Annotated in this window: 25 protein-coding genes; 8 read left to right on the top strand and 17 right to left on the bottom strand. The window is 69.5% G+C overall.

What is annotated here, in order from left to right:
• Window positions 1-215: 215 nt before the first annotated feature.
• Both ACLZOT_RS46960 and ACLZOT_RS46955 read right to left on the bottom strand, forming a co-directional pair.
• A complete protein-coding gene (locus ACLZOT_RS46960; protein WP_416975424.1) occupies window positions 216-1505 on the bottom strand; it encodes a GNAT family N-acetyltransferase in 1290 nt (429 codons plus the stop codon).
• A 75-nt stretch (window positions 1506-1580) separates the two neighbouring features.
• A complete protein-coding gene (locus ACLZOT_RS46955; protein ID WP_416975423.1) occupies window positions 1581-2096 on the bottom strand; it encodes an ABC transporter substrate-binding protein in 516 nt (171 codons plus the stop codon).
• Between the two features lie 162 nt (window positions 2097-2258).
• Here ACLZOT_RS46955 and dtd point away from each other — a divergent pair, with 162 nt between their 5' ends.
• On the top strand, window positions 2259-2684 hold the full coding sequence (gene dtd, locus ACLZOT_RS46950; protein WP_416975422.1) for a D-aminoacyl-tRNA deacylase: 426 nt from the start codon (window positions 2259-2261) through the stop codon (window positions 2682-2684).
• Between the two features lie 45 nt (window positions 2685-2729).
• Here dtd and ACLZOT_RS46945 read toward each other — a convergent pair whose 3' ends face one another.
• A complete protein-coding gene (locus ACLZOT_RS46945; protein ID WP_416975421.1) occupies window positions 2730-4871 on the bottom strand; it encodes a tetratricopeptide repeat protein in 2142 nt (713 codons plus the stop codon).
• 178 nt (window positions 4872-5049) lie between these two features.
• Between ACLZOT_RS46945 and ACLZOT_RS46940 the strand changes: the two genes are divergently transcribed.
• Window positions 5050-5910 carry a nucleosidase gene (locus ACLZOT_RS46940; RefSeq protein WP_416975420.1) on the top strand — a complete coding sequence of 287 codons (861 nt, stop codon included), beginning with the start codon at window positions 5050-5052 and terminating at the stop codon, window positions 5908-5910.
• A 14-nt stretch (window positions 5911-5924) separates the two neighbouring features.
• On the opposite strand, the gene ACLZOT_RS46935 is transcribed toward ACLZOT_RS46940, so the two are convergent.
• From ACLZOT_RS46935 to ACLZOT_RS46900, 8 genes are all read right to left on the bottom strand, one after another.
• Window positions 5925-6893 (bottom strand): YgfZ/GcvT domain-containing protein, encoded by a 969-nt coding sequence (locus tag ACLZOT_RS46935; RefSeq protein WP_416975419.1) that lies wholly within the window; start codon window positions 6891-6893, stop codon window positions 5925-5927.
• Window positions 6894-6924: 31 nt separating this feature from the next.
• On the bottom strand, window positions 6925-7347 hold the full coding sequence (locus ACLZOT_RS46930) for a Fur family transcriptional regulator (RefSeq protein ID WP_416975418.1): 423 nt from the start codon (window positions 7345-7347) through the stop codon (window positions 6925-6927).
• A 16-nt stretch (window positions 7348-7363) separates the two neighbouring features.
• Window positions 7364-7939 (bottom strand): FABP family protein, encoded by a 576-nt coding sequence (locus tag ACLZOT_RS46925; RefSeq protein WP_416975417.1) that lies wholly within the window; start codon window positions 7937-7939, stop codon window positions 7364-7366.
• Between the two features lie 210 nt (window positions 7940-8149).
• The gene (locus ACLZOT_RS46920; RefSeq protein ID WP_416975416.1) at window positions 8150-8950 is read right to left on the bottom strand and encodes a hypothetical protein; all 801 of its coding nucleotides are present in this window, start codon (window positions 8948-8950) and stop codon (window positions 8150-8152) included.
• Window positions 8947-9588: a hypothetical protein gene (locus ACLZOT_RS46915; RefSeq protein WP_416975415.1), complete on the bottom strand. Its 642-nt coding sequence runs from the start codon at window positions 9586-9588 to the stop codon at window positions 8947-8949. Before ACLZOT_RS46915 ends, ACLZOT_RS46920 begins: the two co-directional genes overlap by 4 nt.
• A gap of 173 nt (window positions 9589-9761) precedes the next feature.
• The gene (locus ACLZOT_RS46910; RefSeq protein WP_416975414.1) at window positions 9762-10478 is read right to left on the bottom strand and encodes a hypothetical protein; all 717 of its coding nucleotides are present in this window, start codon (window positions 10476-10478) and stop codon (window positions 9762-9764) included.
• A 94-nt stretch (window positions 10479-10572) separates the two neighbouring features.
• The gene (locus ACLZOT_RS46905) at window positions 10573-10845 is read right to left on the bottom strand and encodes a DUF397 domain-containing protein (protein ID WP_416975413.1); all 273 of its coding nucleotides are present in this window, start codon (window positions 10843-10845) and stop codon (window positions 10573-10575) included.
• Complete coding sequence (locus ACLZOT_RS46900) at window positions 10827-11672, bottom strand: helix-turn-helix domain-containing protein (protein WP_416975412.1); 846 nt, start codon at window positions 11670-11672, stop codon at window positions 10827-10829. Before ACLZOT_RS46900 ends, ACLZOT_RS46905 begins: the two co-directional genes overlap by 19 nt.
• Window positions 11673-11838: 166 nt before the next feature.
• On the opposite strand from ACLZOT_RS46900, the gene ACLZOT_RS46895 reads away from it, so the two are divergent.
• The 4 genes from ACLZOT_RS46895 to ACLZOT_RS46880 all read left to right on the top strand — a co-directional run bounded on the left by ACLZOT_RS46895 (window position 11839) and on the right by ACLZOT_RS46880 (window position 13608).
• Window positions 11839-12219, top strand: a complete 381-nt coding sequence (locus ACLZOT_RS46895) for a hypothetical protein (RefSeq protein WP_416975411.1) — start codon at window positions 11839-11841, stop codon at window positions 12217-12219.
• The gene (locus ACLZOT_RS46890) at window positions 12216-12473 is read left to right on the top strand and encodes a hypothetical protein (RefSeq protein WP_416975410.1); all 258 of its coding nucleotides are present in this window, start codon (window positions 12216-12218) and stop codon (window positions 12471-12473) included. Before ACLZOT_RS46895 ends, ACLZOT_RS46890 begins: the two co-directional genes overlap by 4 nt.
• Before the next feature lie 20 nt (window positions 12474-12493).
• Window positions 12494-12856 carry a DsrE family protein gene (locus ACLZOT_RS46885; protein WP_355879210.1) on the top strand — a complete coding sequence of 121 codons (363 nt, stop codon included), beginning with the start codon at window positions 12494-12496 and terminating at the stop codon, window positions 12854-12856.
• Between the two features lie 110 nt (window positions 12857-12966).
• Complete coding sequence (locus tag ACLZOT_RS46880) at window positions 12967-13608, top strand: DUF4232 domain-containing protein (RefSeq protein ID WP_416975409.1); 642 nt, start codon at window positions 12967-12969, stop codon at window positions 13606-13608.
• A 36-nt stretch (window positions 13609-13644) separates the two neighbouring features.
• On the opposite strand, the gene ACLZOT_RS46875 is transcribed toward ACLZOT_RS46880, so the two are convergent.
• Window positions 13645-14559 carry an AraC family transcriptional regulator N-terminal domain-containing protein gene (locus ACLZOT_RS46875; RefSeq protein WP_416975408.1) on the bottom strand — a complete coding sequence of 305 codons (915 nt, stop codon included), beginning with the start codon at window positions 14557-14559 and terminating at the stop codon, window positions 13645-13647.
• A gap of 97 nt (window positions 14560-14656) precedes the next feature.
• On the opposite strand from ACLZOT_RS46875, the gene ACLZOT_RS46870 reads away from it, so the two are divergent.
• Together ACLZOT_RS46870 and ACLZOT_RS46865 are read left to right on the top strand one after the other, a co-directional pair.
• A complete protein-coding gene (locus ACLZOT_RS46870) occupies window positions 14657-15664 on the top strand; it encodes an aldo/keto reductase (protein WP_416975407.1) in 1008 nt (335 codons plus the stop codon).
• Between the two features lie 224 nt (window positions 15665-15888).
• Window positions 15889-16632 (top strand): hypothetical protein, encoded by a 744-nt coding sequence (locus ACLZOT_RS46865; protein ID WP_416975406.1) that lies wholly within the window; start codon window positions 15889-15891, stop codon window positions 16630-16632.
• A gap of 3 nt (window positions 16633-16635) precedes the next feature.
• Here ACLZOT_RS46865 and ACLZOT_RS46860 read toward each other — a convergent pair whose 3' ends face one another.
• The 5 genes from ACLZOT_RS46860 to ACLZOT_RS46840 form a co-directional block, all read right to left on the bottom strand.
• A complete protein-coding gene (locus ACLZOT_RS46860) occupies window positions 16636-16896 on the bottom strand; it encodes a DUF3099 domain-containing protein (protein ID WP_416975405.1) in 261 nt (86 codons plus the stop codon).
• Between the two features lie 26 nt (window positions 16897-16922).
• Window positions 16923-17762 carry a hypothetical protein gene (locus ACLZOT_RS46855; RefSeq protein ID WP_416975404.1) on the bottom strand — a complete coding sequence of 280 codons (840 nt, stop codon included), beginning with the start codon at window positions 17760-17762 and terminating at the stop codon, window positions 16923-16925.
• 190 nt (window positions 17763-17952) lie between these two features.
• Window positions 17953-18240, bottom strand: a complete 288-nt coding sequence (locus tag ACLZOT_RS46850) for a DUF1416 domain-containing protein (protein WP_010351646.1) — start codon at window positions 18238-18240, stop codon at window positions 17953-17955.
• 53 nt (window positions 18241-18293) lie between these two features.
• Complete coding sequence (locus tag ACLZOT_RS46845) at window positions 18294-19133, bottom strand: sulfurtransferase (protein ID WP_416975403.1); 840 nt, start codon at window positions 19131-19133, stop codon at window positions 18294-18296.
• Window positions 19134-19522: 389 nt separating this feature from the next.
• Complete coding sequence (locus ACLZOT_RS46840; protein ID WP_416975402.1) at window positions 19523-20260, bottom strand: DUF2993 domain-containing protein; 738 nt, start codon at window positions 20258-20260, stop codon at window positions 19523-19525.
• Between the last annotated feature and the right edge of the window lie 99 nt (window positions 20261-20359).

The raw sequence follows: 20359 nt of genomic DNA, 5'->3' as shown, positions 1-20359 counted from the left end.
CAGAGACGGCGGCCCTGGCCGCAGAGGCACAGCCACAACCGCATACGAGGCAGCACCGCACAGCCACAACCGAACATCGCGAGCACAGTCACAACTTCATAAGCCACAGCTACGGATGAGTTACACCGTCAGAGTTACACCGTCAGAAGGACGACCGAAGTACGACCAGTGACCGGAAAGGAGGGAGAGACACACCCCCCTGAGGGGGGCTCGACTCAGAACATGTCCGGGCACCATGGCCGCCCGGACGTACGCAGCAGGGCGTCGGCCTCGCGCACGGCGCCCGCTCGTACCTCCCGCACCCGGCCCAGCGCCACCAGCCGCGCCACCGACTCGTCGCCGAGCCACAGCGACGCCAGGTCGGTCACGTCCAGCGCGAGGTCGGCGCCCCGGGTGCTCCTGACGCAGGACGCGCCCTCGGGCGACGCCGCGAGCAGGAACCGCCCGCCGGCGAGCCCGGCCGGGTCGTCCACCTCCAGTACTACCTCTCCGGTCGTGTCGTACGTCCGTGCCTCCAGAGCCCGTACGACGTCCAGGATCCGCACCCACAGCCAGTCCGAGAGCTGGGTGATCCGCGCGGCGCGGGGGTCCGGGAGGAGCCGGGGCAGCAGGTCGCCGGGGCTCCGCCACCCGGACTTCACGGTGGTCACCCAGTCGATGGAGCACAGGAAGTACCACAGCGCGCGCTCCGCCTGTGGTGTTACGCCGATCAGCCACTTCACGGTCAGCGTGTTGGCGGCCTGCCCACCGCCGGTCCACGCGTCGTCGACCTCGTACGCGGCCAGCCCGTCGATCTCCCCCTCGGGCGAGCGGTACGCCACGAACGTCGGCACCGGCCGCTCACCGTCGTACGTCCGAAGTGCCCCCGTCACGATGTCCCACCAGGGTTGGGTACGGCTCACCGCGCCCGGTCGCCCGCGCCGGAACCGCTCGTGCAGCTCGGGCCCCGCCTTGCGCACCTCCTCCGGCTCCAGCAGCTCGACCCGGCCCCCGCACCCGGGCGCGGCCCACCGGGGGTCGAGCCCCGTGCGCGGTACGTCGATGCTCCACTCGGCCATGGAGGTGGCGGGGCCGAAGCCGTACCGCCCGTAGATCGGGTACTCGGCGGCGATCAGGGTGGCCGCGACGTCCCCGCGTTCCTTCGCGGCGCGCAGGTCCTCCCGGATGGTCCGGGTCAGCAGTCCCCGCCGCCGGTGCGTCGGCGTCACCGTCACGTTGGAGATCGCGTTGACCGGCACCCTCGCGCCGCCGGGGACGGTCAGCTCCTGGTCGAAGGACCGGTACGTGGCGACGACCCGCTCCCCCTCGAACGCGCCGTAGACCCGCGAGCCCGCGTCCGCGACCCGGCGCCCTTCGAGCTGGACCTCCGAGACCGCGGAGGGCCGCAGGAACCCCACGTTCAGGGCCTGCGACCAGGCGGGCAGCTCGTCGTCGCCGATCAGCCGGATGTCCGTGGGTACGTCGGGCGCGCTGGATTCGCTGAGTTCGCTGGGTTCGTTGGTCATACCCCCACGCTAAGCACGACGGGCACCAGGCAGCCAACCGTTTCCCCACCCCCTACCTCAGAGCTACCCCGCCCCTCACCCCAACAGGTCCTCCACCTGTGCCTCCCCCACCCGATACCTCCGGGTGATCTCTCCCCCGCACTCGTCCGCCGACTTCTGTAGCCCCTGCCTGCGCCGGGAGACCTCCTGCTCGTACCTCTCCAGTCTCCCCATCGCCTCGCTCAGCTCCCCGTCCGTACGGGCGGACAGGTCCGACAGCTCCACCTCGCCCAGCATCTCGGCGGCCAGCTTCCGGTACTCCTCCCCCTGAGGAGTGCTGAGGGTGACATGCCGGGCGGAAGACCGGTACCGGGCGGGCCCGTCCGCGAGGATCTCGGAGAGCCGCTCCACCACACCCCCCACCACCGCGGTCCCCCGGCAGGCCAACTCGGCCCGCAGGATGTCGATCCGCCCCTGCAGCAGCCGCCGTACGTAACTGAGGTCCGCCTCGTCCCGCAGCGCGTCCCGCCGCAGATCACGCAACTCGGCCAGGCTGAGCCGCGACAGGTCGTACTCCTCGTACCGCGTGCCCGATGTACTGAGTGTGCTCATCCGCCTCTTACCGTCCCCTCGACCGTCCCCTCGACCGGGCGTGTGGGAAGCATGGTGCCACCCCAAGTGGCCGCTATGTGACCGAGTGCCCCCGAACGGCCCCAGATGGGGGGCTTTAGCCACCCGGCTCAACCACTCCGCACCACCCGGCATGATGGATCCATGCGAGCAGTGGTGCAGAGAGCGGACGGCGCGAGTGTGGTCGTCGAGGGCGAGACGGTCGGCGGTTTCGAGGGCGAGGGCCTGTGTGTCCTGGTCGGCGTGACGCACGACGACACGAAGGAGAAGGCGGCCCAACTGGCCAGGAAACTCTGGTCGATCCGCATGCTGGCGGACGAGAAGTCGTGCAGCGACACCGCCGCCCCGCTGCTGGTGATCAGCCAGTTCACCCTGTACGGCGACGCCCGCAAGGGCCGCCGCCCCACCTGGAACGCGGCGGCCCCCGGCGACGTCGCCGAGCCCCTCGTCGAGACCGTCGTATCGGAACTGCGTGCGCTGGGGGCAAGAGTGGAGACGGGCCGCTTCGGAGCCCAGATGCGCGTCTCCCTGACGAACGACGGCCCGTTCACGGTGCTACTGGAGATGTAGGTACCTACCCCGCACGACGGACGACCGTCCACCCCGTACGACCCCCTACCCCCCTACGACCGCCCGCCCCCGGGCGAACGCCTCGGCCGCCTCCTCGTCCCGCCCCACCGCCGCCAGGGCCTTGCCGAGGTTCTGGTACGTCTCCGAGGCCCGCTCCAGGTCCCCGAGGTCCTCCAGCAGCCGCCCCGCCTCGGTGAAGGCGCCGAACGCCTCCGCCTCCCGCCCCGACTCCCGCAGTACGACGGCCAGGTTGTTCCACGCTATCGCCTCGCCGTGCCGGTCCCCCGCCGTCCTGCGCAGAGCCCGCGCCCGCCCGAACGCCTCGATGGCCGCGTCGAGTTCACCCCGCAGCGCCTCGACGATCGCCCGGTTGTTCCACTGCACGGCCTCGCCCACCTCGTCCCCCCGGGCCCGGTGGAGTTCACCGGCCCGCCCGAACGCCTCGATGGCCTCGTCCGGCTGTGAACTCGCCAGCGTGTCACCGGCGTTCTGCCAGGCGGTCGCCTCCCGCAGCCGGTCCCCGAGGCGTACGGCGAACTCCCGGGCCAGCCGGTTGACGGTCAGGACCTCCTCCGACAGCCCCCGCCGGCGCAGGTATTCGGTGAGGCAGAGCGCGAGGTCGAGCGCACGGGCGGTGTACCGGTCCGCCGCGCCCCACTCGACGGCGGCCAGCAGCCCGAGCCGCTCCTTGTCGAACCAGCCCAGAGCCTCGTCGGGATCCGCGAAACGGCCGGGCGCGGCGTCGATCCCCCGAAGCTGGTTGTCTGCCTCGTCGGCCCGCCCCAGGTAGTGCCTGAGGACCCGCTCCCGCGCGTCCCCCCGCTCCGCCGCGCAGACGGGGTCGTCGCCGGAGACCTGCGTGGCGAACACCCGTACCAGATCGTGCAGTCGCCACTCGGTACGGCTGCTGCTGCGGTCGACGAGATACGCCCGCTCCAGCGCGGCGAGCACGCCCGGCCGCGGTGCGCCCCCGAGCAGCACCGCGAGGATGTCGGCGCCCGTCTCCGGTCCCGGCGCCTCGGCCAACAGCCGTAGGAGGCAGGCCTGTTCGGCGGTCAGCCGCTGGTACGACAGGTCGAAGGCGGTCCGTACGCTGCGCTCCCCGTCGTCGAGGAACGCCAACAGCGTTCTCTGGTCGCGCAGTTCGCCCACCGCTTCGGCCACGGGCTTGTTCGGGTCCCAGACGAGTTGCGCGGCGGCGATCTGGAGAGCGAGCGGCAAGTACCCGCAGAGACGGGCGAGTTCGGTGGCGGCCTCCGCCTCGGTGGTGATCCGCAGGTCCGCCCCGTTGGCGAGCCGCAGCGCCTGGTCCAGCAGGGCGACCGCGACCTTCGGCGAGAGCTGCCCCAACAACAGCTGCTGGGCGCCGAGTTGGGGGATCGCGGTGCGCGAGGTGATGAGGATGCGGTGGCGGGAGTCGGGCGGGAGCAGCGGCCGGACCTGTGCGGCGGAGGCCGCGTTGTCCGCGAAGATCAGCACCCGGTCGGGCCATCGGTCGAGTTGGCTGCGGTAGTGCTTGACCCGCTCCTCCTCGGTGGTGAGGCGCTCGGCCGGTGTGCCGAGGTCTTCGAGCAGGGTGCCGAGCGCTTGTTCGGCGGTGACGGTGGTGTGGTCGTGGCCGTGCAGGTCGATGAAGAGGGAGCCACCGGGGAACCACCCCTTGTCCTTGGCCGCGTGCGCCGCTTCGGTGGCGAGCGCGGTCTTCCCGACGCCCGCCATGCCGGCCAGCACCGCCGCCGTGGCCGTGCCGGGCTCCGGCGGGGCCGGGCGCAGGAAGTCGTCCAGTCGCTGGAGCAGCCTCTTGCGCCCGGTGAAACTCGGCGTCGCGGGCGGCAGGGAGCCGAAGGCGATCGGGTCGGGTTCGGCGGCCGCCGGCGCGGGGTGGAAGTGCTGGTGCAGTACGGCGCCGGTCACGTCGCCGAGGAAGAGCCCGTCGAAGTCGATGTGGTCCCCGCCCACCAACGCGGCGCTTCCGGGCCGGAGTTTCTCCATGGCCGCGCCCAACGCGCGTGCGGTGTCGGGGCTGTTGCCCAGCAGCTGCCCCAACTGGTCGCGCAGGGACTGCGGTACGCCCCCGCGCTCGCCCAGCTTGAGGAACTCGGCCAGCGTCCGGGCCAGGTCCTGGCCGACCGGGCCCGCCGCCCCGTCGGTCAGCGCACTCAGCAGCGCCTGAAGGGCCGACTCCATGCTGTCCCCCGTACCGCGGATTCCGCACCACGGTAGTACTACGCCGCCCGGCGCCGCATCCCGTCCGCCGGATTCCGTCGGCGGATACGGGGGCTCTCCCGATGGGCCGACACTAGAGTGGTGAGGGACGAACCCCGTCGTGCGGACGCGTACGGCGGCATACGGGCGAGGTGGTCAAGTGCCGGACAGGCAGCCCCTGGTGGCGATCATCACCGGACTACCTCTGGAGTATGAGGCGGTGCGGTCACTCCTCACCGGTCTGGGAGACCGACGGACCAGCACCGTGTCGGGCGGCGCCGAGCTGGGTGAACTGCCGGACAGCGCCTGGCAGGTGGCGCTGGCGGACGTCAGTTCCTCGCACACCCCCGCCGCGATCGTCGTCAAGAATCTCGTGCAGCGGTTCCAGCCCCGAGCGCTCCTGTTCGTCGGCATCGCGGGCGGCCTCAAGAACACGGTGGAGGTCGGCGACGTCGTGATCGGCACCCGGATCTACGCCTTCCAAGGGGGAACGGAAACGCCCGAGGGCTTCTACGCCCGCCCGCAGTCATGGCATTCCTCCCACCGGCTGGAGCAGATCGCGCGGTCCGCCCTGATCGGCGAGCCCGGCGTCCACTTCGGCGTGGTGGCAGCCGGCGAGATCGTCCTGAACGACGAACACACCTCGCTGCTCGCCCAGTTGAAGCGCTCCTACAACGACGCGCTCGCCGTCGAGATGGAGGGCGCGGGCGTGGCGCACGCGGCGCATCTGACCGGCAGGGTCGAGACGCTCACGGTCCGCGGCATCAGCGATGTGGCGGACACCGCCAAGGGACCCGGGGACCCCCGACGCGCCCAGTCGCTCGCAGCGGCCCGCGCGGCGAGGGTGGCGGCGGCCGTGATCCGCGAGCTGCCCACGGCGCCGCAACGCCCCACGAACATCGTCGTCCAGGGAGAGGTGAACTCCGTCGTGCACGGCGGTCACATCGACATCCGCGGCAACACCTTCTTCGGAGCAACGCCGGGAAAGATCGGAGTGGAGTCCCCGCCCGAGGACAACTAGGGGTACGAGGACAACTAGGGCTCCACGACGACCTCTTGAGCCGCAGCCGTCTTCTCCCCCACCACCAGCTCCGCATCCACCGGCACGTTCCGCTTCACCAACGCCAGTGCGATGGGCCCGAGTTCATGGTGCCGCGCGGCGGTCGTCACGAACCCGATCTTCCGCCCGTCAGCCCCCTCTGCGGCGACCCGGACCTCGTCCCCGTGCCCCGGCAACTGCACCTCGCTGCCGTCGAGATGGAGGAAGACGAGCCGCCGGGGCGGCTTCCCGAGGTTCTGCACACGGGCGACCGTCTCCTGCCCCCGGTAGCACCCCTTCTGGAGGTGGACGGCGGTCCCGATCCACCCCAGCTCGTGCGGGATGGTCCGGTGGTCGGTCTCGAACCCGACCCGGGGCTGGTGGTGCTCGACGCGCAGCGCCTCGTACGCGAGGAGCCCGGCGGCATCGCCCACCCGCCCCGCGAACTCTTCCAGTTCCGCCCGGGGCAGGAAGAGATCACGCCCGTACGGGGTCTCCCGCACCACGACGGACTCCGGCACCTCGACGACGGACCCGGCCGGCAGGTGGACGACGGCGAGGTCGTCGGTCCGGTCGGCGACCTCGACGCGGTAGAAGAACTTCATCGACTCCAGGTAGCCGATCAGCGCCTCCTGGGAACCGGGCTCGACGTGCGCCCAGACGGTCGACCCGTCGTCGACGAGGTACAGCGCGTGTTCGATGTGCCCGTTCGCGGAGAGGATCAGCGCCTCGGTGGCGACGCCCGCGGCCAGCTCGCTCACATGCTGGGTGAGCAGCAGATGCAGCCAGGTCAACCGGTCGTCCCCGCTGACGGCGACGACGCCCCGGTGTGACAGATCGACGAACCCCCGCCCATCGGCGAGAGCCCGTTGCTCCCGGAACAGCTCCCCGTAGTGGGCGGCGACACCGTCGTCCGCACCCTCCGCGGAGACCGCACCAGGCAAGGACAGCAAGGGACTCTTCATGTCCTCAACCCTACGTCGCGGTAGTTGACGCCTACAGCTTCGCGGTGCACTCCTTGCAGCGGCCGAAGATCGCGAAGTGCTTCATATCGGTCTCGAACCCGAACCGCTCGCGCAGCGCGTCCGTGAACACGGCCGCCACCTCGACGTCGGCCTCGATCACGCGGTCGCAGTCGCGGCAGACGAGATGCAGATGATGGTGCCGGTCGGCGAGGTGGTAGGTCGGTGCCCCGTGCCCCAGATGGGCATGACTCACCAGCCCCAACTCTTCCAGCAGCTCCAGCGTCCGATAGACCGTGGAAATGTTGACCCCCGACGCCGTCTTCCTCACTTCCACGAGGATGTCGTCGGGGGTCGCATGCTCCAGCGTGTCCACGGCTTCCAGCACAAGCTGCCGCTGCGGCGTCAGCCGGTAGCCACGCTGCCTGAGGTCGCTCTTCCAGTCGGTGCTCACCACACTGGAGAGTCTAGGACTACTTGAAGAAAGCGATCCCGTCATCGGGCATGTCCTGCGGCAGGGCCTTGGCCCAGCGGGCCACGTCCTCCGGGGTGACGACCTTCTTGAGGTGCGCGGACATGTACGGCCGGAGTTCTACGTCGGGAGTCTGCTTCTCGCCGACCCACATCAGGTCGCTCTTGACGTACCCGTAGAGGCGCTTGCCTCCGGTGTACGGCTGGGAGGCACCCGTACGAGCTACGGCGTCCGTGACCAGGTCGATCTGGGGCTGCTTGGCCGCCAGCTCGCCGTACCAGATCTCTACGACGCCGTCGTCGCGGACCATCGTGACCTCGACCTTGCGGTCCGCGTCGATGCGCCAGAAGCCGTGCTCGGACTCCAGGGGGCGGACCTTGTTGCCGTCGTTGTCCAGTACCCAGGTATGAGAGGTGTACTCCAGGAAGTCACGGCCGTCCTGGGTGAAGGACACCTCCTGGCCGAAGTTGCACTTCTCCGAGCCGGGGAAGTCATGCACGCCCGCGCCGGCCCACTGGCCGAGGAGGAACGTGAGAGGGAGGAGGTCCTTGTGCAGGTCGGACGGGATCTCGATCATCAGGCTTCCTGGTCGGACGGGGTCAGCGCTGGCCCTGGTACAGCTTCTTCACGGTCAGCCCGGCGAACGCGAGCACGCCGACGCAGACCAGGACGAGGAGAGCTTCGAAGAAGACTTCAAGCACGGGGTGCTCCTAGAGGCGCGATTCAGGTACACAAGGCCGGACCCCAGCTTACGCCGCCGGGGTCCGGCCCACTCATCGGGCCAGGTTCATCGCCCCTGGGTGGAGGCCAGCAGCTGGCTCTGGAGTACGACGGTCTGCTGGAACGGCACGCTCGCGGCGGCGCCCTTGCGGGACTGGAGTACTACGGCGACGACGTCCCCGCTGAACAGGTACGCCTGCCGGAGCTGCTCGGCCCCGTAGGGCTTCTTCTCGTCGTAGACGTTCCGGTCGACGCCGCGGACGTCGGCCTCCGGGGGGAACCCGTCGTCGAACTCGGCCTCCTCGGCACCGCGCACGGTGTGGACCGGGGCGTCGTACTCGGTGAGGTCCCGGCGCAGCAGCTCGGTGACGGCGGGGTCGTCGAGGCGCAGGAGGTAGACGGAGGTACGAGTCCCGTCGCCGGTGGTCCACCCACGTGCGGCGATGTGCCGCAACCCGTAGTCCTTGAGGTGGTCCCCCACCTCGGTCCGGTCCTCGGTGGACTCGTACACGGCGAGGAAGTCCTTCACGGGGAGCCACCCGTCGTCCCCCTGGAGAGCTACGTCCTCGACTGCACCCCGAGGGGCAGGGAGCACGGAGGCCCGCAGGTCGGATCCGGCGACGGGCCGCTGGATCCCGGGGTAGTCCCACCGCCCGTCGGAGGCGGTGGCGAGTCCCGGTACGTCGGTCCGCTCCATGCGGGTGATCCCGTACGCGGTCCCGGCGCCGAGCACGCCGAACACGGCGACGGCGGCGGTCCACCGCAGGACGCCGCGCAGCGCACGCCGTGTCCTGGGCGCTTCGGGGGACGGCGTGACGACCTCTTCCGCCAGGGCCTCGACGACCTCGTCCTGCATCTGCTCACTCATACCGCACGCCCCGCATCCCCGATCCGGCCGAGCTGCTTCGCGACCAACGTGGTGATCCCCTCGGTGTCCGTCGGGTCGCTCCCCGTCGCGCTGAAGGAGACCAACAGGTCACCGATGCCGGCCACGCACTCCAAGGCGACCAGTTCATCGTCGTCCTCGTCGTCCCGCGCCCTGACGCAGACGGCGTCCTTGTGCCCCTTGATGACCGGTCCCTCGTCGAAGACGTCCGACGCGGCCATGCCGCGGTACGCGTCGACGGTGAGCCGTACGGAACCCCGGTCGGCGAACCGGGTCACCCCGACCTCGACCAGGTAGGAGGGCTCGCCCGCGCCGTGAGAGGTCTCCCTGCTCAGGTAGGTGCGGATCGCCAGGCGGGTGATCCGGCGCTTCTCGACGACGTCCCGGTACTTCCGGGGCATGCCCTTGAGCTGCTCCGCACGCACAGCGGTGGCCTGCCGCTCGTTGAACTCGGTGTCGTTCCCGTAGTTCTCGATGTCGGGACCGGGACGCAGCCCGTCCGTCCCGTACGGCACGAAGAGCGCGCGCAAGGACCCCTCGGCCGGCTTCCCGGACGCCGATGCGACCGGCTCCGGGATCTCCCAGCGCACGGCACCCGGATCCCGGTCGGCGTCCCGCACCGTGACGACGGTGTACCCGCCCCCCGCGAGGACTACGGCTGCGAGGAGGATGGACCCGAGTACTGGACGGGTACGACGTCGGCGGGCCGGTTTCTCGACAGGGGACCCTGGGTCGTCCCCAGGGACTACCTCAGAGCTACGTGCCTCTTCGGGCTCCCCGGTGTACTCCTCGCTCACAGCTTCCCCATCTGCCGCTGCGCCAGCCCCATGATCGCGGCCTTGGGGATCGGCTTCGTGTCGAACATGTAGACCGCGGCGTAGAGGTCGCCGCGCCAGGCGTGGGCCTCGGCGGAGTAGAGCGGGAGGTACCCGGCCTTACGCGCGGGGCTGTCGTGGATATAGACCCCGCTGCTCCCGTCGCCGGTACCGGCGAGGGGCCAGCTCCGGGTTTTCTTTCCCCCGGCCCAGTACTGTCCGGACATGGCCGCCTCGAAGGCGCCTGCGGTAGTGCCGCTCTGGTCGTACTGGACGAGGGACACCTCGACGCTCCGGTGCTCGCTCTCGACCCAGCCGACCCTGACGGCGCGGCGGAATCCGTCCGCGGTGGCGGTGTCGAAGACGTCGGCCGGACTGGAGGAGGTCTCGGCGTACAGGGAGAGGCTGTCCCAGCGAGGGTCGCCCTTCCAGGGCCCCTCCCAGTCCTTGGCCCCCTTAGGCCGCGTGACCAGCAGTTTCCGCAGATCCCCGTCCACCTTGACCCGCCGGTCGCGGGCAGCGGAGAGCGGCTCGGGCGCGTCCCCCTTGGCCTGCGGGACGGTTCCCTGGGACAGCGGCGGCAACGGCGTGGGTGTGCGCTCGGCCTGGACGAGGTACCCCGTGCAGACCCCGGCGAGGATGCCGAGGCAGGCGGAGGTGGAGATGAGAAGGGCCGTACGACCCCGGCGTTCCAAAAAGTCCCCCCGGACAAAGAAGTGAAGCGCGCACATGGCGTGCACGCTTCACAGGAGACTCATGGGTATCAGAGGTGGTTGTACGACCCAAGAGTTACAGCTTGATACCGGTGAGGAAGGCGGCCCAGGAGTCGGAGGTGAAGAGGAGGGAGCCGACGGAGGGGTCCTTGCTGTCACGGACGGGGACGAGGGAGGGGATGCTGTCGGAGACTTCGAGGCACTGGCCGCCGTCGGTGTTGCTGTAGCTGCTCTTGCGCCACTCAACCGTGCTCAGCAGGTCGTCGGAGACTTCGAGGCAGTTGCCGCCATCGGTGTTGCTGTAACTGCTCTTGCGCCACGAGACGCTGCTCAAGTCGACGGATCGCACGGCAATTCCTCCAGCAGACGCATGATGAACCTTCGTGTCTCGGCGGGGCTCAATGCCAAGTCACGTAGGGCATCATAAGTGCGGTTAAGGTCCGCAACCCTGCTGGTTTCCTCGAACAGTTCGCTCTGTACGTCGTTCTCCGAGTAGGCGACGATCTTCCCGTCCGGCAGTTGCAGAAACATCATGTCGGTGTTGACCAGACGATGCAGCCCCGCGCCGAACGGCAGCACCTGAATGGTGACGTCGGGCAGTTCCGACACCTCCAGCAGGAACTCCAACTGCCTGCGCCACTCCGCCAGATCCGTCAGCGGATTGCGCAGCACCGCCTCCGACATGATCGACCGGAACGGCACCGGGTTCGCCGGGTCGAACAACGCTCGCTGACGCCCGAGTCGCGCTTCGATCTGCCGCTCCAGCTCCTCCCCTTCATACCCACCGGCCATGAGCGCCGCCCGCGCGTACCCGGCGGTCTGGAGCACACCCGGCGGCGTGGTCGGCCCGTAGTGCCACAGAGCTACAGCCTTCTCCTCCAACTCCATGTACGGCCGGTACTTCAGCTTGAACTGCTGTTTGTCCGCGACCGCCAACTCCCACAGGGTCAGCAGCTTGTCCCCGGTCCCGTAGTAGACGTCGAGCGCCTCGACCACGTCCGGCCCGCCGAGCAGGACGCCGTTCTCCATCCTGCTGAGCAGCGACTCGCTCCAGCCCAGATCCTCAGCCAACTTCCTTAACGAGACGCCCTTTTGGACCCGCTCCTTCTTCAGCTCCTGCGCGAACCTCTCCCTCGGCCCCCCGCTCCGCCCCGTGACCGTCCTCCTGGCTGGCATCGCCTTCCCACCCTCCCACTGCCCTTGGAACTTCCCGCGTTGCCTTTGCGCCTGTCCGGGGTGCGAAGGCGTCCCCGCTCGGGCCATCCTCGTACTACCCAGGAATGCGCAGAGTAGTACAACAACCGCATTCCGTATAGATGTTGGGCGAAAGGATGTAAAACCCATGGAACCCGGAACCCTCCTCTACGACCCCACGACCGACAAGGTGGGGGAGTTCCAGGCCCGCTCCGGCAAGTACGCGATGCTCCGCCCCATCGGCGGCGGCATCGAGTGGCAGGCCGACCCCGACACCCTCCGACCCCCCACCGACAACGAGCGCATCGGCGCCGGCGTGAAGGCCGCGAACGTCCAGGCCGCCCGCAAGTACCCCCTGTTGGAGCCGACGGTGGACATCACGAAGGTCCCCGAGCCGCACCCGAACTGCGCGAGCTGCGCGGACCTCGTGCGGCTCGCGAAGAAGGCGAGCGCGGAGAAGGACCTGAGCGCGGAGGTCGACGCGCGGGTCCTGATGAGGCGTCACCACACGCAGGCGCACCCCGCGTGACGCGGCACCCGCACCCGGACCAGATCGAGGAGGTGTACCCGGCGTACGCGGTCCCCCCGCCCGCGTTGCCGTGGACGCCGACGAGCCGACTCACCACCGTAGAAAGGGAGTTGCCGCAGAGAGCGGCGCCGAGGGGCCGCCGGGTGCGGCGCAGAGCGCGGCGGTTGCTGCGCGAGGACGCGTTCTGGAGCGGTGTGCTGACCGCGCTGAGCGTCGCCACGCTGGTGGCGGTCATCGCGGCGACGGCGGCGTAGGCCGCACTACGCTGCACGGCATGTCCAAGAAGCTAGTGATCAAGGTGACCGCGGGTGCCGATGCCCCCGAACGCTGCTCCCAGGCTTTCACCGTGGCCTCGGTGGCGGTCGCGAGCGGGGTGGATGTGTCCTTGTGGCTCACCGGCGAGTCCGCGTGGTTCGCGCTGCCGGGCCGGGCGGCGGAGTTCGAACTCCCGCACGCGGCGCCCCTTCCGGACCTCCTCGACACGATCCTGTCCACCGGCAAGGTGACGCTGTGCACGCAGTGCGCGGCACGCCGGGACATCACGGAGAAGGACGTGATCGAGGGGGTCCGGATCGCCGGGGCGCAGGTGTTCGTGCAGGAGGCGCTGGGGGACGGGGTTCAGGCGCTCGTGTACTGAGCGTGTAACGGGGCTGTCTTAGGCGTGAGTTGAGCGGAACGCGGGTCTGGCGGGGCCGCTCATCACAGTCGTAGACGGCCTACCCGTTACCGAAGTTGGGGAAGAAAACGATGCGCGTTCAGAAGCTCACCATCGCCGCCATTGCCGTTGCCGCCGGTCTGTCCCTGACGGCGTGCGGCTCCGGCGACAGCACGGCCAAGAGCGAACCGTCCGCCTCCACCTCCAACTCCGCTGCCACGACGGGCGGTTCGGGTACGGCCGGCTCGACCACCGGCGGCTCCACCGCGGGCGGCTCGACCACCGGAGGTTCCGGCACCAACGCCGCCGCGAAGAGCGGCCGTTGCGGCACCAGTTCGCTGAAGATCACGGCGGCGGACCGCACGATCGACGGCGACGGCGTGAACACGGTCGTCGTCACCCTCAAGAACACCGGCGGCAAGTCCTGCACGATCTCCGGCTACGCGGGCGTCGACCTGAAGACCAACTCCGGGACGATCTCCGCGAAGCGCACCGGTCAGGAGACCGTCTCCGCGACCCTCAAGAGCGGCCAGGAGACCTACTTCCCGATCACCTACCCGGCCAACGACTCCGGCGGCTCCGGCGTCCGCATCACCGGCCTCCTCGTCACCCCGCCGAACGACACCCGCACCGTCTCCCTCGCCTGGCCGGGCGCCGCCTCCCTCCCCGTCACCGAGGGCGGCGGCACCCCGGTCAAGGTCGGCCCGATCGGCAGCGTCGGCCAGGGCAGCTGATACCCGAGACCTACCCGGTGACTCCCCTGGGGTGACTCAGGGGGTGACGCGGCCGGGGGCGGAGTAGACCCCCGGCTCCGCCCTCAGCCGTGCCGCGTCCTGTCCCGGAGGCAAGCCGTACTCGGCCCGGTACTCCCGGTTGAACTGGGTGGCACTGGAGTACCCCACCGCATGCGCGACCTGCGCGGCGGACTCCCCCTCGCTCACCAGCCTGCGCCGCGCCGCCTGCATCCGCAGCCGCTTCTGATACTTCAGGGGCGTCATACCCGTGACCGCCTTGAAGTGCCGGTGCAGCCCGGCGGCGCTCATGTGCGCGACCGCCGCGATCTCCTCGACGCTCAGCGGCTGGTCGTACCGCTCCGTGATCCACCGCGCGGCGACCCGGACCCGCGAGGTCGCCGAGTCCGTGAGGAACGCCTCCCGCAGCAGGGGGCCGAGGTCGCTGCGCAGCAACCGGTACAGGATCTCGCTCTCCGTGCGCGCGGCGAGGGGACCGATGTCCTCGGGAGTATCGAGCAACTCCACCCAGCGGGCCACGGCGTCCGCGAGCTCGGGGGTGACCGCCGCGCTGACCAGTCCCTGCGGGGCGGGGCGGGCGTACTCCCCGTACTCCCCGTAGCCCTCGTAGCCCTTGAGTTCCATGAGCAGCTCGGTCACCGTCCCCGCGTCGAGTTGCAGGACGGCGGCCCGGTACGGCACCTTCGCCAGGTCGACGACGGCCGGCAGGTCCAGCGGCGTGAGCAGCAGCTCGCCGGGTCCGGCGACCACACTCACGTCCCCGACGGTGACCCGCTTGGCGCCCTCGACGACGAAGCAGATCATGGGCTCGTAGAGGCGCTCGACGGACGTCCACGCCTCGTCGACCCCGACGAGCATCAGGTGGGGGACGGCGGTGTCACCCCCAGGTACGACGAGGTGACGTTTGATGGCGGCGGTGAGACGGTCGAGCACGACGCGATCCCTTGGGTGAGGGGCCTGAGAGGATCAGGCAAGTTTATGAGACTGCTGCCCCATGCCGCCCGGCCGCCCGCTCCGTAGCGTCGAGGGCATGGCAGAGAACACCCCGAAACTCCCCCTCCGCACCCTCGGCACCCAGGGTCTGACCGCCGGCGCGATCGGTCTCGGCACGATGGGGATGACCATCGCCTACGGCCCCAGCGACGAGCAGAGCAGCATCGCCACCATCCACCGGGCGTACGACCTCGGAGTTACGCTCTTCGACACCGCCCAGGTGTACGGCGGCGGCACCGGGAGCAACGAACAGCTCCTCGGCCGCGCGGTCGCCGGTTTCCGCGACGACGTCATCCTCGCGACGAAGTTCGGCTTCGACCTCACGGACCCGGCGAACCTCGGCCCCCTCGACAGCCGCCCCGAGAACATCCGCAAGGTCACCGAGGAGAGCCTCCGCCACCTCGGCACCGACCGCATCGACGTCCTCTACCAGCACCGCGTCGACCCCGACGTCCCGATCGAGGACGTCGCCGGCACGGTCGGCGAACTGATCGCCGAGGGCAAGGTCCGCTTCCTGGGCCTCAGCGAGGCGGGCCCGGAGACGATCCGCCGCGCCCACGCCGTCCACCCCGTGTCGGTGCTCCAGACCGAGTACTCCGTCTTCGAACGCGCGGTGGAGGTCGAAATCCTGCCGCTCCTGAGGGAGTTGGGGATCGGCTTCGTCCCGTACTCCCCACTGGGCCGCGGCTTCCTCACCGGTGCGGTCAAGCCGGCCGCCGAGTACACCGAGGACGACATGCGCCGCTGGGACGAACGCTGGCAGCCCGGCAACTACGAGCAGAACCTCACCGCCGTAAGGGAGTTGACGACCCTGGCGGCGTCGAAGGGCGCCACAGCTCCCCAACTCGCCCTGGCCTGGCTCCTGTCCCAGGGCGACGACATCGTCCCCATCCCCGGCACCCGCACCCCCGAACGCGTGACGGAAAACGCGACGTCAGCCCAACTCACCCTCACCCCCGAGGACTTGACCCGCATCGACGAGATCCTCCCGCACGGATCGGCGGGCTCCCGCTACCCGGAGTCCCACATGCCCACCTGGAACTGACCCCCACAGAGGTTCACCCGTTCAGCGGGACGTCCACCCCGCTCCACTCCCCTGCGTTCAGGACAACGACCGATTCATCAGCCGAAGGCTGAAAGGTGGCTGGCCTGATGCGCAAGACCTCTCGGGGTGCCCTCGCCGAGGTCCAGTGTCCGGTCACCGCTGGGATGTGGACGCCGAGATCGACACGGCCGAGCAGCCCATGAACCAGGCTGCCGTCAACTGCCGTGTCCGCTGAAGCGCCCGCCACGGGAACCCTGTTCGCCGCGCTCTACGGCACACAGGCCCAACACCCTTGGCACGACCCCGAGAACGATGCCTACCAGCTCTTCCACCAGCGCTCGCTGGCCATGGGATGGCTGGACGTGCTGTGGGGGATGAACGACGCCGGTTCCGAGCACCCGCGGCGTGCCCTCGGGGACCCGGAGCTGGTCGCCTGGTTCCAGGTCGAGGCGGCCGTGGCGAGCGGGGAGCGGTCGTTGCCGGTTCGGCCGTTCCTGGTGTGTGCGGGCAGTGTGGTGGAGCGGATCGGGGCCGGGGACGTTCGCGCCGTACAGCTCCTCCTCCCGGTCGGGGCGATCGACGTCGCCTCGCGGCCGGCGTACGCCCCGGTGCCGTCGATGCTCACGAGGGAGTGGTTCCGGGCGGGCGACCCGACGGTGCGGACGCCGGTGGAGGTGACCGTCGGCAGCGGCCGGGACGAGGTGATCGGGGAGCTGCCCCGTCACCTCGCCGGGCTGGAGCAGGACGTCTTCACTCTCCGGTCGTACTCCCCGGGAGGTACCTCTCCGGAGCCACCCTTCGACGACACCTTCTGGAGTGGTCCACCCCGTCACACCCTGACCCTGCGGGGCGACCTCGCCGACTGGTCGTACGACGCCGTCGGCTGGCTCGGTGAGACCCTCGCCGAGACCGCCGCACGCCTCGGCGCCCGGGCGCCCCTCCTGGTCACGGTGACCCGTACGACCTGAGAGCTACCGGGGTCGCTTCTTGCCGTCCAGTTCGTCCCACCACTCGTCGGACTTGGGGTCCCCCGACGGGTCGTCCCACCACCGGTCCTCGGGACCCCGCCGGTTCGCCACGATCGCCGCGAGCGGCGGGATGACCATGGCCACCACGCACATCCCCACGGCCACCGGCACCGACCAGATCCGCACCACGCCCCAGGCGAGGACGAAGAGGCCGATGCAGGTGCCCATCATGGCGAAGTACACGTGTCGCCGCCGTGCGTACATACCTCCAGGGTAGGTCCGTGGAGCTATCAGGCGCCCAGGTAGACCGGGGCCTTCTGCTTCTGGCCGTAGACGTAGCCGCTGAGGGTCCCGTTACTGGTCAGAACGACGATCGTGGCGTCGTCCTGGAGTACTACGGGTCGTGCGGGGACGTAGACGACGGGGAAGGTGCCGTGGCTGGTGGTGCCCTGGGCCCCGTACCCCTTCTTCTTGTCGTGGACGAGCTTCACCTTGACGCCGTTGACCAGCTTGTACCGCCCCAGCTTGGCCTTCGGCCCGGCGACGCCGGTCCAGGTGAGGGTCTCCCCGGAGGAGATGAGGACGAACGTGCGGTTGCCGACGACCGCCGCGCCGGAGCGGACGTTCGCGTCGACGAAGGACACGAGCTTGTTGTCCTTGAAGACGCGGGCCTGGTAGTGCTGGCCGGCGACCTTGAAGATCTGCGCGCGCTGGTGGGCGTCGAGCTTCTGCGTGCGCACCAGCTTGCCCTTCTGCGTGCAGCTCGCGCTCAGCGCCGGGAACGCGACCGACTTCCACGGCGTCGACCCACCCTGGCTGCGCTGCTGGAAGATCGGCTTCGCGCTCAGCACACCGTTGATCCTGATGCCGACGGAGAGGTTCGCCGACTTGCTCTGGTCGACGCGGGCCACGAAGCGGCCCTTGTTGTCGACGAGCGTCGCCGACGCACCGTTGTCGGCGCTGCTGACGAGCTTCACCTTGAACGCGGCACCGTACGCCGACGCGACGGTGGCCGTACCGACGCAGTTGGCCGCTTCGGTCCTGGTGGTGGCATGGGCGGTGGTGATGGTGCCGACCCCGACCCCCGTGAGGGCGAGGGCGGCGACGGCTGCGCGAAGCGCGATACGCATGAGAACTCCCGGCACGTTTTCTGTTGTCAAGCGGCCCCTGTGACCTGCGAGAACAACGTTATGCGCGCGGTTCCTCGGAATCATCGACTCCCTGTTACGGAATCATGACAGCCGGTACGGACATCCTCCTGAGCAGCACGAAGGGCCGTACCCGAGTACTACGGGTACGGCCCTGAGGGTCGAACGTCGCTCAGACCGCGATCGCGACCTCCGCCAGACCGCCCTGCTGGGCGACGACCGTGCGGTCGGCCGTGGCGCCGGGGACAAGGGCGCGGACGGTCCAGGTGCCTTCGGCCGCGTAGAAGCGGAACTGGCCGGTGGCCGAGGTGGGGACCTCCGCCGTGAACTCGCCGGTCGAGTCCAGGAGACGGACGTAACCGGTCACCGGCTCACCGTCACGCGTCACCTGGCCCTGGATCGTGGTCTCACCGGGCTTGATCGTCGAGGCGTCGGGGCCGCCGGCCTTCGCTCCACACATGCTGTCACTCCAGAGGTCTTGAACGGTCGGGCGGGGGAGGTACTACCTGAGAGCTACTTGTTGGCGCCGAGCTCGATCGGGACGCCGACGAGGCTGCCGTACTCGGTCCAGGAGCCGTCGTAGTTCTTGACGTTCTCGACACCGAGCAGCTCGTGCAGCACGAACCAGGTCAGCGCGGAACGCTCACCGATACGGCAGTACGCGATCGTGTCCTTCGCGAGGTCGACCTGCTCCTCGGCGTACAGCTCCTTCAGCTCGTCGTCCGACTTGAAGGTGCCGTCGTCGTTCGCGTTCTTCGACCACGGGATGTTGCGCGCGGACGGCACGTGGCCGGGGCGCTGCGACTGCTCCTGCGGCAGGTGCGCGGGGGCGAGCAGCTTGCCGGAGAACTCGTCGGGCGAGCGCACGTCGACGAGGTTCTGCGAGCCGATCGCGGCGACGACGTCGTCACGGAAGGCGCGGATCGCGGTGTTCTGCGGCTTGGCCTTGTAGTCGGTGGTGGCCCGGACGGGGACCTCCTCGACCAGCTCGCGCGCGTCGAGCTCCCACTTCTTGCGGCCGCCGTCGAGCAGCTTCACGTTCTCGTGGCCGTACAGCTTGAAGTACCAGTAGGCGTACGACGCGAACCAGTTGTTGTTGCCGCCGTAGAGGATCACCAGCGTGTCGTTGGCGATGCCCTTCGCGGACAGGAGCTTCTCGAAGCCCTCCTGGTCGACGAAGTCGCGGCGCACCGGGTCCTGGAGGTCCTTGGTCCAGTCGATGCGGATCGCGTTGCGGATGTGGTTCTTCTCGTACGCGGCCGTGTCCTCGTCGACCTCGACGATCGCGATGTCGGCGTTGTCGAGGTTGGCCTCGACCCAGTCGGCGTCGACCAGGACGTCGCTGCGGCTCATGCTCGTTCTCCTCCGGGGCAGTTGCGGCGGGGGTGTGCGAAGTGCGGATGCGGGCACGCCAGTTGACGTCACGGGGACGGGTGCGGCGCGCGGTGCCCAGAAAAAGGGCCGGCGAGATTCAGGAAGCGATACAGAGCATGGCGGCGACGCGGCACAGGTCGACTGCCCGCCGCTTCGTGAGATCCGCCTGTCGCTTCATGCTTCGATCGTAGGGACGGATCGGGCATGCTGTCACCGGTGTGTCGTATGCCGAGACGCGATCGTCCGGATCCCGAGACCGATCACCCTCCAGGGGGTACCCGAGTACTACCCGTGTACGCCTCAGGGGGCACCACATCTACGGTGCGGACACCCCCGTCTCGCCCTTCGGACAGAGATTCGTACGACCCCTACCCCGCGAGTCGTACGTTCGAACCCTTCACCGTGATCTCCACGCCGCTCTTCGCCGGGATCACCTTGTCGAGCTGGATGCCGCCCGGCAGGTTCTCGATCTTCTGCTCGAAGTCGGTGATCTTGCGGGCCTCATCCTCGGGGGCCTGCACCCCGCCGAAGCTGGGCAGGTCGTCGGCGTGCACGCGGACGGTGTCGCCGTCGACGGTCACCGAGCTGAGGACGTACACCGGCTGGGGCAGCTTCGTGCCCAGGACCGTCGCCTCGACCGCGACCTTGATCTTCCCGTTGCCGCCGTCCGACAGGCCCACGACCTCGGCCTGCACGCCCTGCATCACCGGCGTCGGCTCCGACTTCGCGGCCTTCAGCAGCTCCGCGTACGAGATGCTCGCGCTGCCCGTCGCGGAGGTCGCCGTCGCCGAACTGAAGCTGGAGTCGAAGTCGACGCCCTTCATGCTGGCCTTCAGGCCGTCGATGCGGATCGTCCCGCTGCTCGTCCCCGTCGCCGCGTCGTACTCCTTGATGCCGACCTCGACGTCGTCGAGCTTCCCGCCGAGCGCCTGCGTCAGGAACGGGAACCCCTTGATGGACACGTCGGGCGTCGCCGCGAGCCCCTCCGACGTCCGCAGCTTGTCGGCGGCCTCCCCCTCGGCGAAGTTCACCGCCAGCCGGTCCGCGAGCACGAACAGCCCGCCCAGGACGACGACAACGATCAGAAGTATGCGAAGGCCGCGCATTGCTGTGGATCCCCCAGTGAGTGCTGACCGGGGCCGTACGAGACCCCTAGTCCTTTCGGCCACCCAAGGTAACGCCCTAGGGAAGGGTGTCCCGGAGAC

It is taken from the genome of Streptomyces sp. 4F14, from assembly GCF_048159485.1.
Taxonomy (GTDB): Bacteria; Actinomycetota; Actinomycetes; order Streptomycetales; family Streptomycetaceae; genus Streptomyces.
The sequence above is the reverse complement of the archived record's forward strand: the minus strand, read 5'-3'. Positions and strand labels throughout refer to the sequence as shown.

Coding starts and splice junctions, on each gene's coding strand:
- ACLZOT_RS46860 (WP_416975405.1), bottom strand. CDS start 16,896: ATGTACGCACGGCGGCGACACGTGTACTTCGCCATGATGGGCACCTGC.
- ACLZOT_RS46925 (WP_416975417.1), bottom strand. CDS start 7,939: ATGATCGAGATCCCGTCCGACCTGCACAAGGACCTCCTCCCTCTCACG.
- ACLZOT_RS46855 (WP_416975404.1), bottom strand. CDS start 17,762: ATGCGTATCGCGCTTCGCGCAGCCGTCGCCGCCCTCGCCCTCACGGGG.
- ACLZOT_RS46945 (WP_416975421.1), bottom strand. CDS start 4,871: ATGGAGTCGGCCCTTCAGGCGCTGCTGAGTGCGCTGACCGACGGGGCG.
- ACLZOT_RS46870 (WP_416975407.1), top strand. CDS start 14,657: ATGGCAGAGAACACCCCGAAACTCCCCCTCCGCACCCTCGGCACCCAG.
- dtd (WP_416975422.1), top strand. CDS start 2,259: ATGCGAGCAGTGGTGCAGAGAGCGGACGGCGCGAGTGTGGTCGTCGAG.
- ACLZOT_RS46850 (WP_010351646.1), bottom strand. CDS start 18,240: ATGTGTGGAGCGAAGGCCGGCGGCCCCGACGCCTCGACGATCAAGCCC.
- ACLZOT_RS46885 (WP_355879210.1), top strand. CDS start 12,494: ATGTCCAAGAAGCTAGTGATCAAGGTGACCGCGGGTGCCGATGCCCCC.
- ACLZOT_RS46900 (WP_416975412.1), bottom strand. CDS start 11,672: ATGCCAGCCAGGAGGACGGTCACGGGGCGGAGCGGGGGGCCGAGGGAG.
- ACLZOT_RS46955 (WP_416975423.1), bottom strand. CDS start 2,096: ATGAGCACACTCAGTACATCGGGCACGCGGTACGAGGAGTACGACCTG.
- ACLZOT_RS46845 (WP_416975403.1), bottom strand. CDS start 19,133: ATGAGCCGCAGCGACGTCCTGGTCGACGCCGACTGGGTCGAGGCCAAC.
- ACLZOT_RS46920 (WP_416975416.1), bottom strand. CDS start 8,950: ATGAGTGAGCAGATGCAGGACGAGGTCGTCGAGGCCCTGGCGGAAGAG.
- ACLZOT_RS46935 (WP_416975419.1), bottom strand. CDS start 6,893: ATGAAGAGTCCCTTGCTGTCCTTGCCTGGTGCGGTCTCCGCGGAGGGT.
- ACLZOT_RS46960 (WP_416975424.1), bottom strand. CDS start 1,505: ATGACCAACGAACCCAGCGAACTCAGCGAATCCAGCGCGCCCGACGTA.
- ACLZOT_RS46895 (WP_416975411.1), top strand. CDS start 11,839: ATGGAACCCGGAACCCTCCTCTACGACCCCACGACCGACAAGGTGGGG.
- ACLZOT_RS46880 (WP_416975409.1), top strand. CDS start 12,967: ATGCGCGTTCAGAAGCTCACCATCGCCGCCATTGCCGTTGCCGCCGGT.
- ACLZOT_RS46840 (WP_416975402.1), bottom strand. CDS start 20,260: ATGCGCGGCCTTCGCATACTTCTGATCGTTGTCGTCGTCCTGGGCGGG.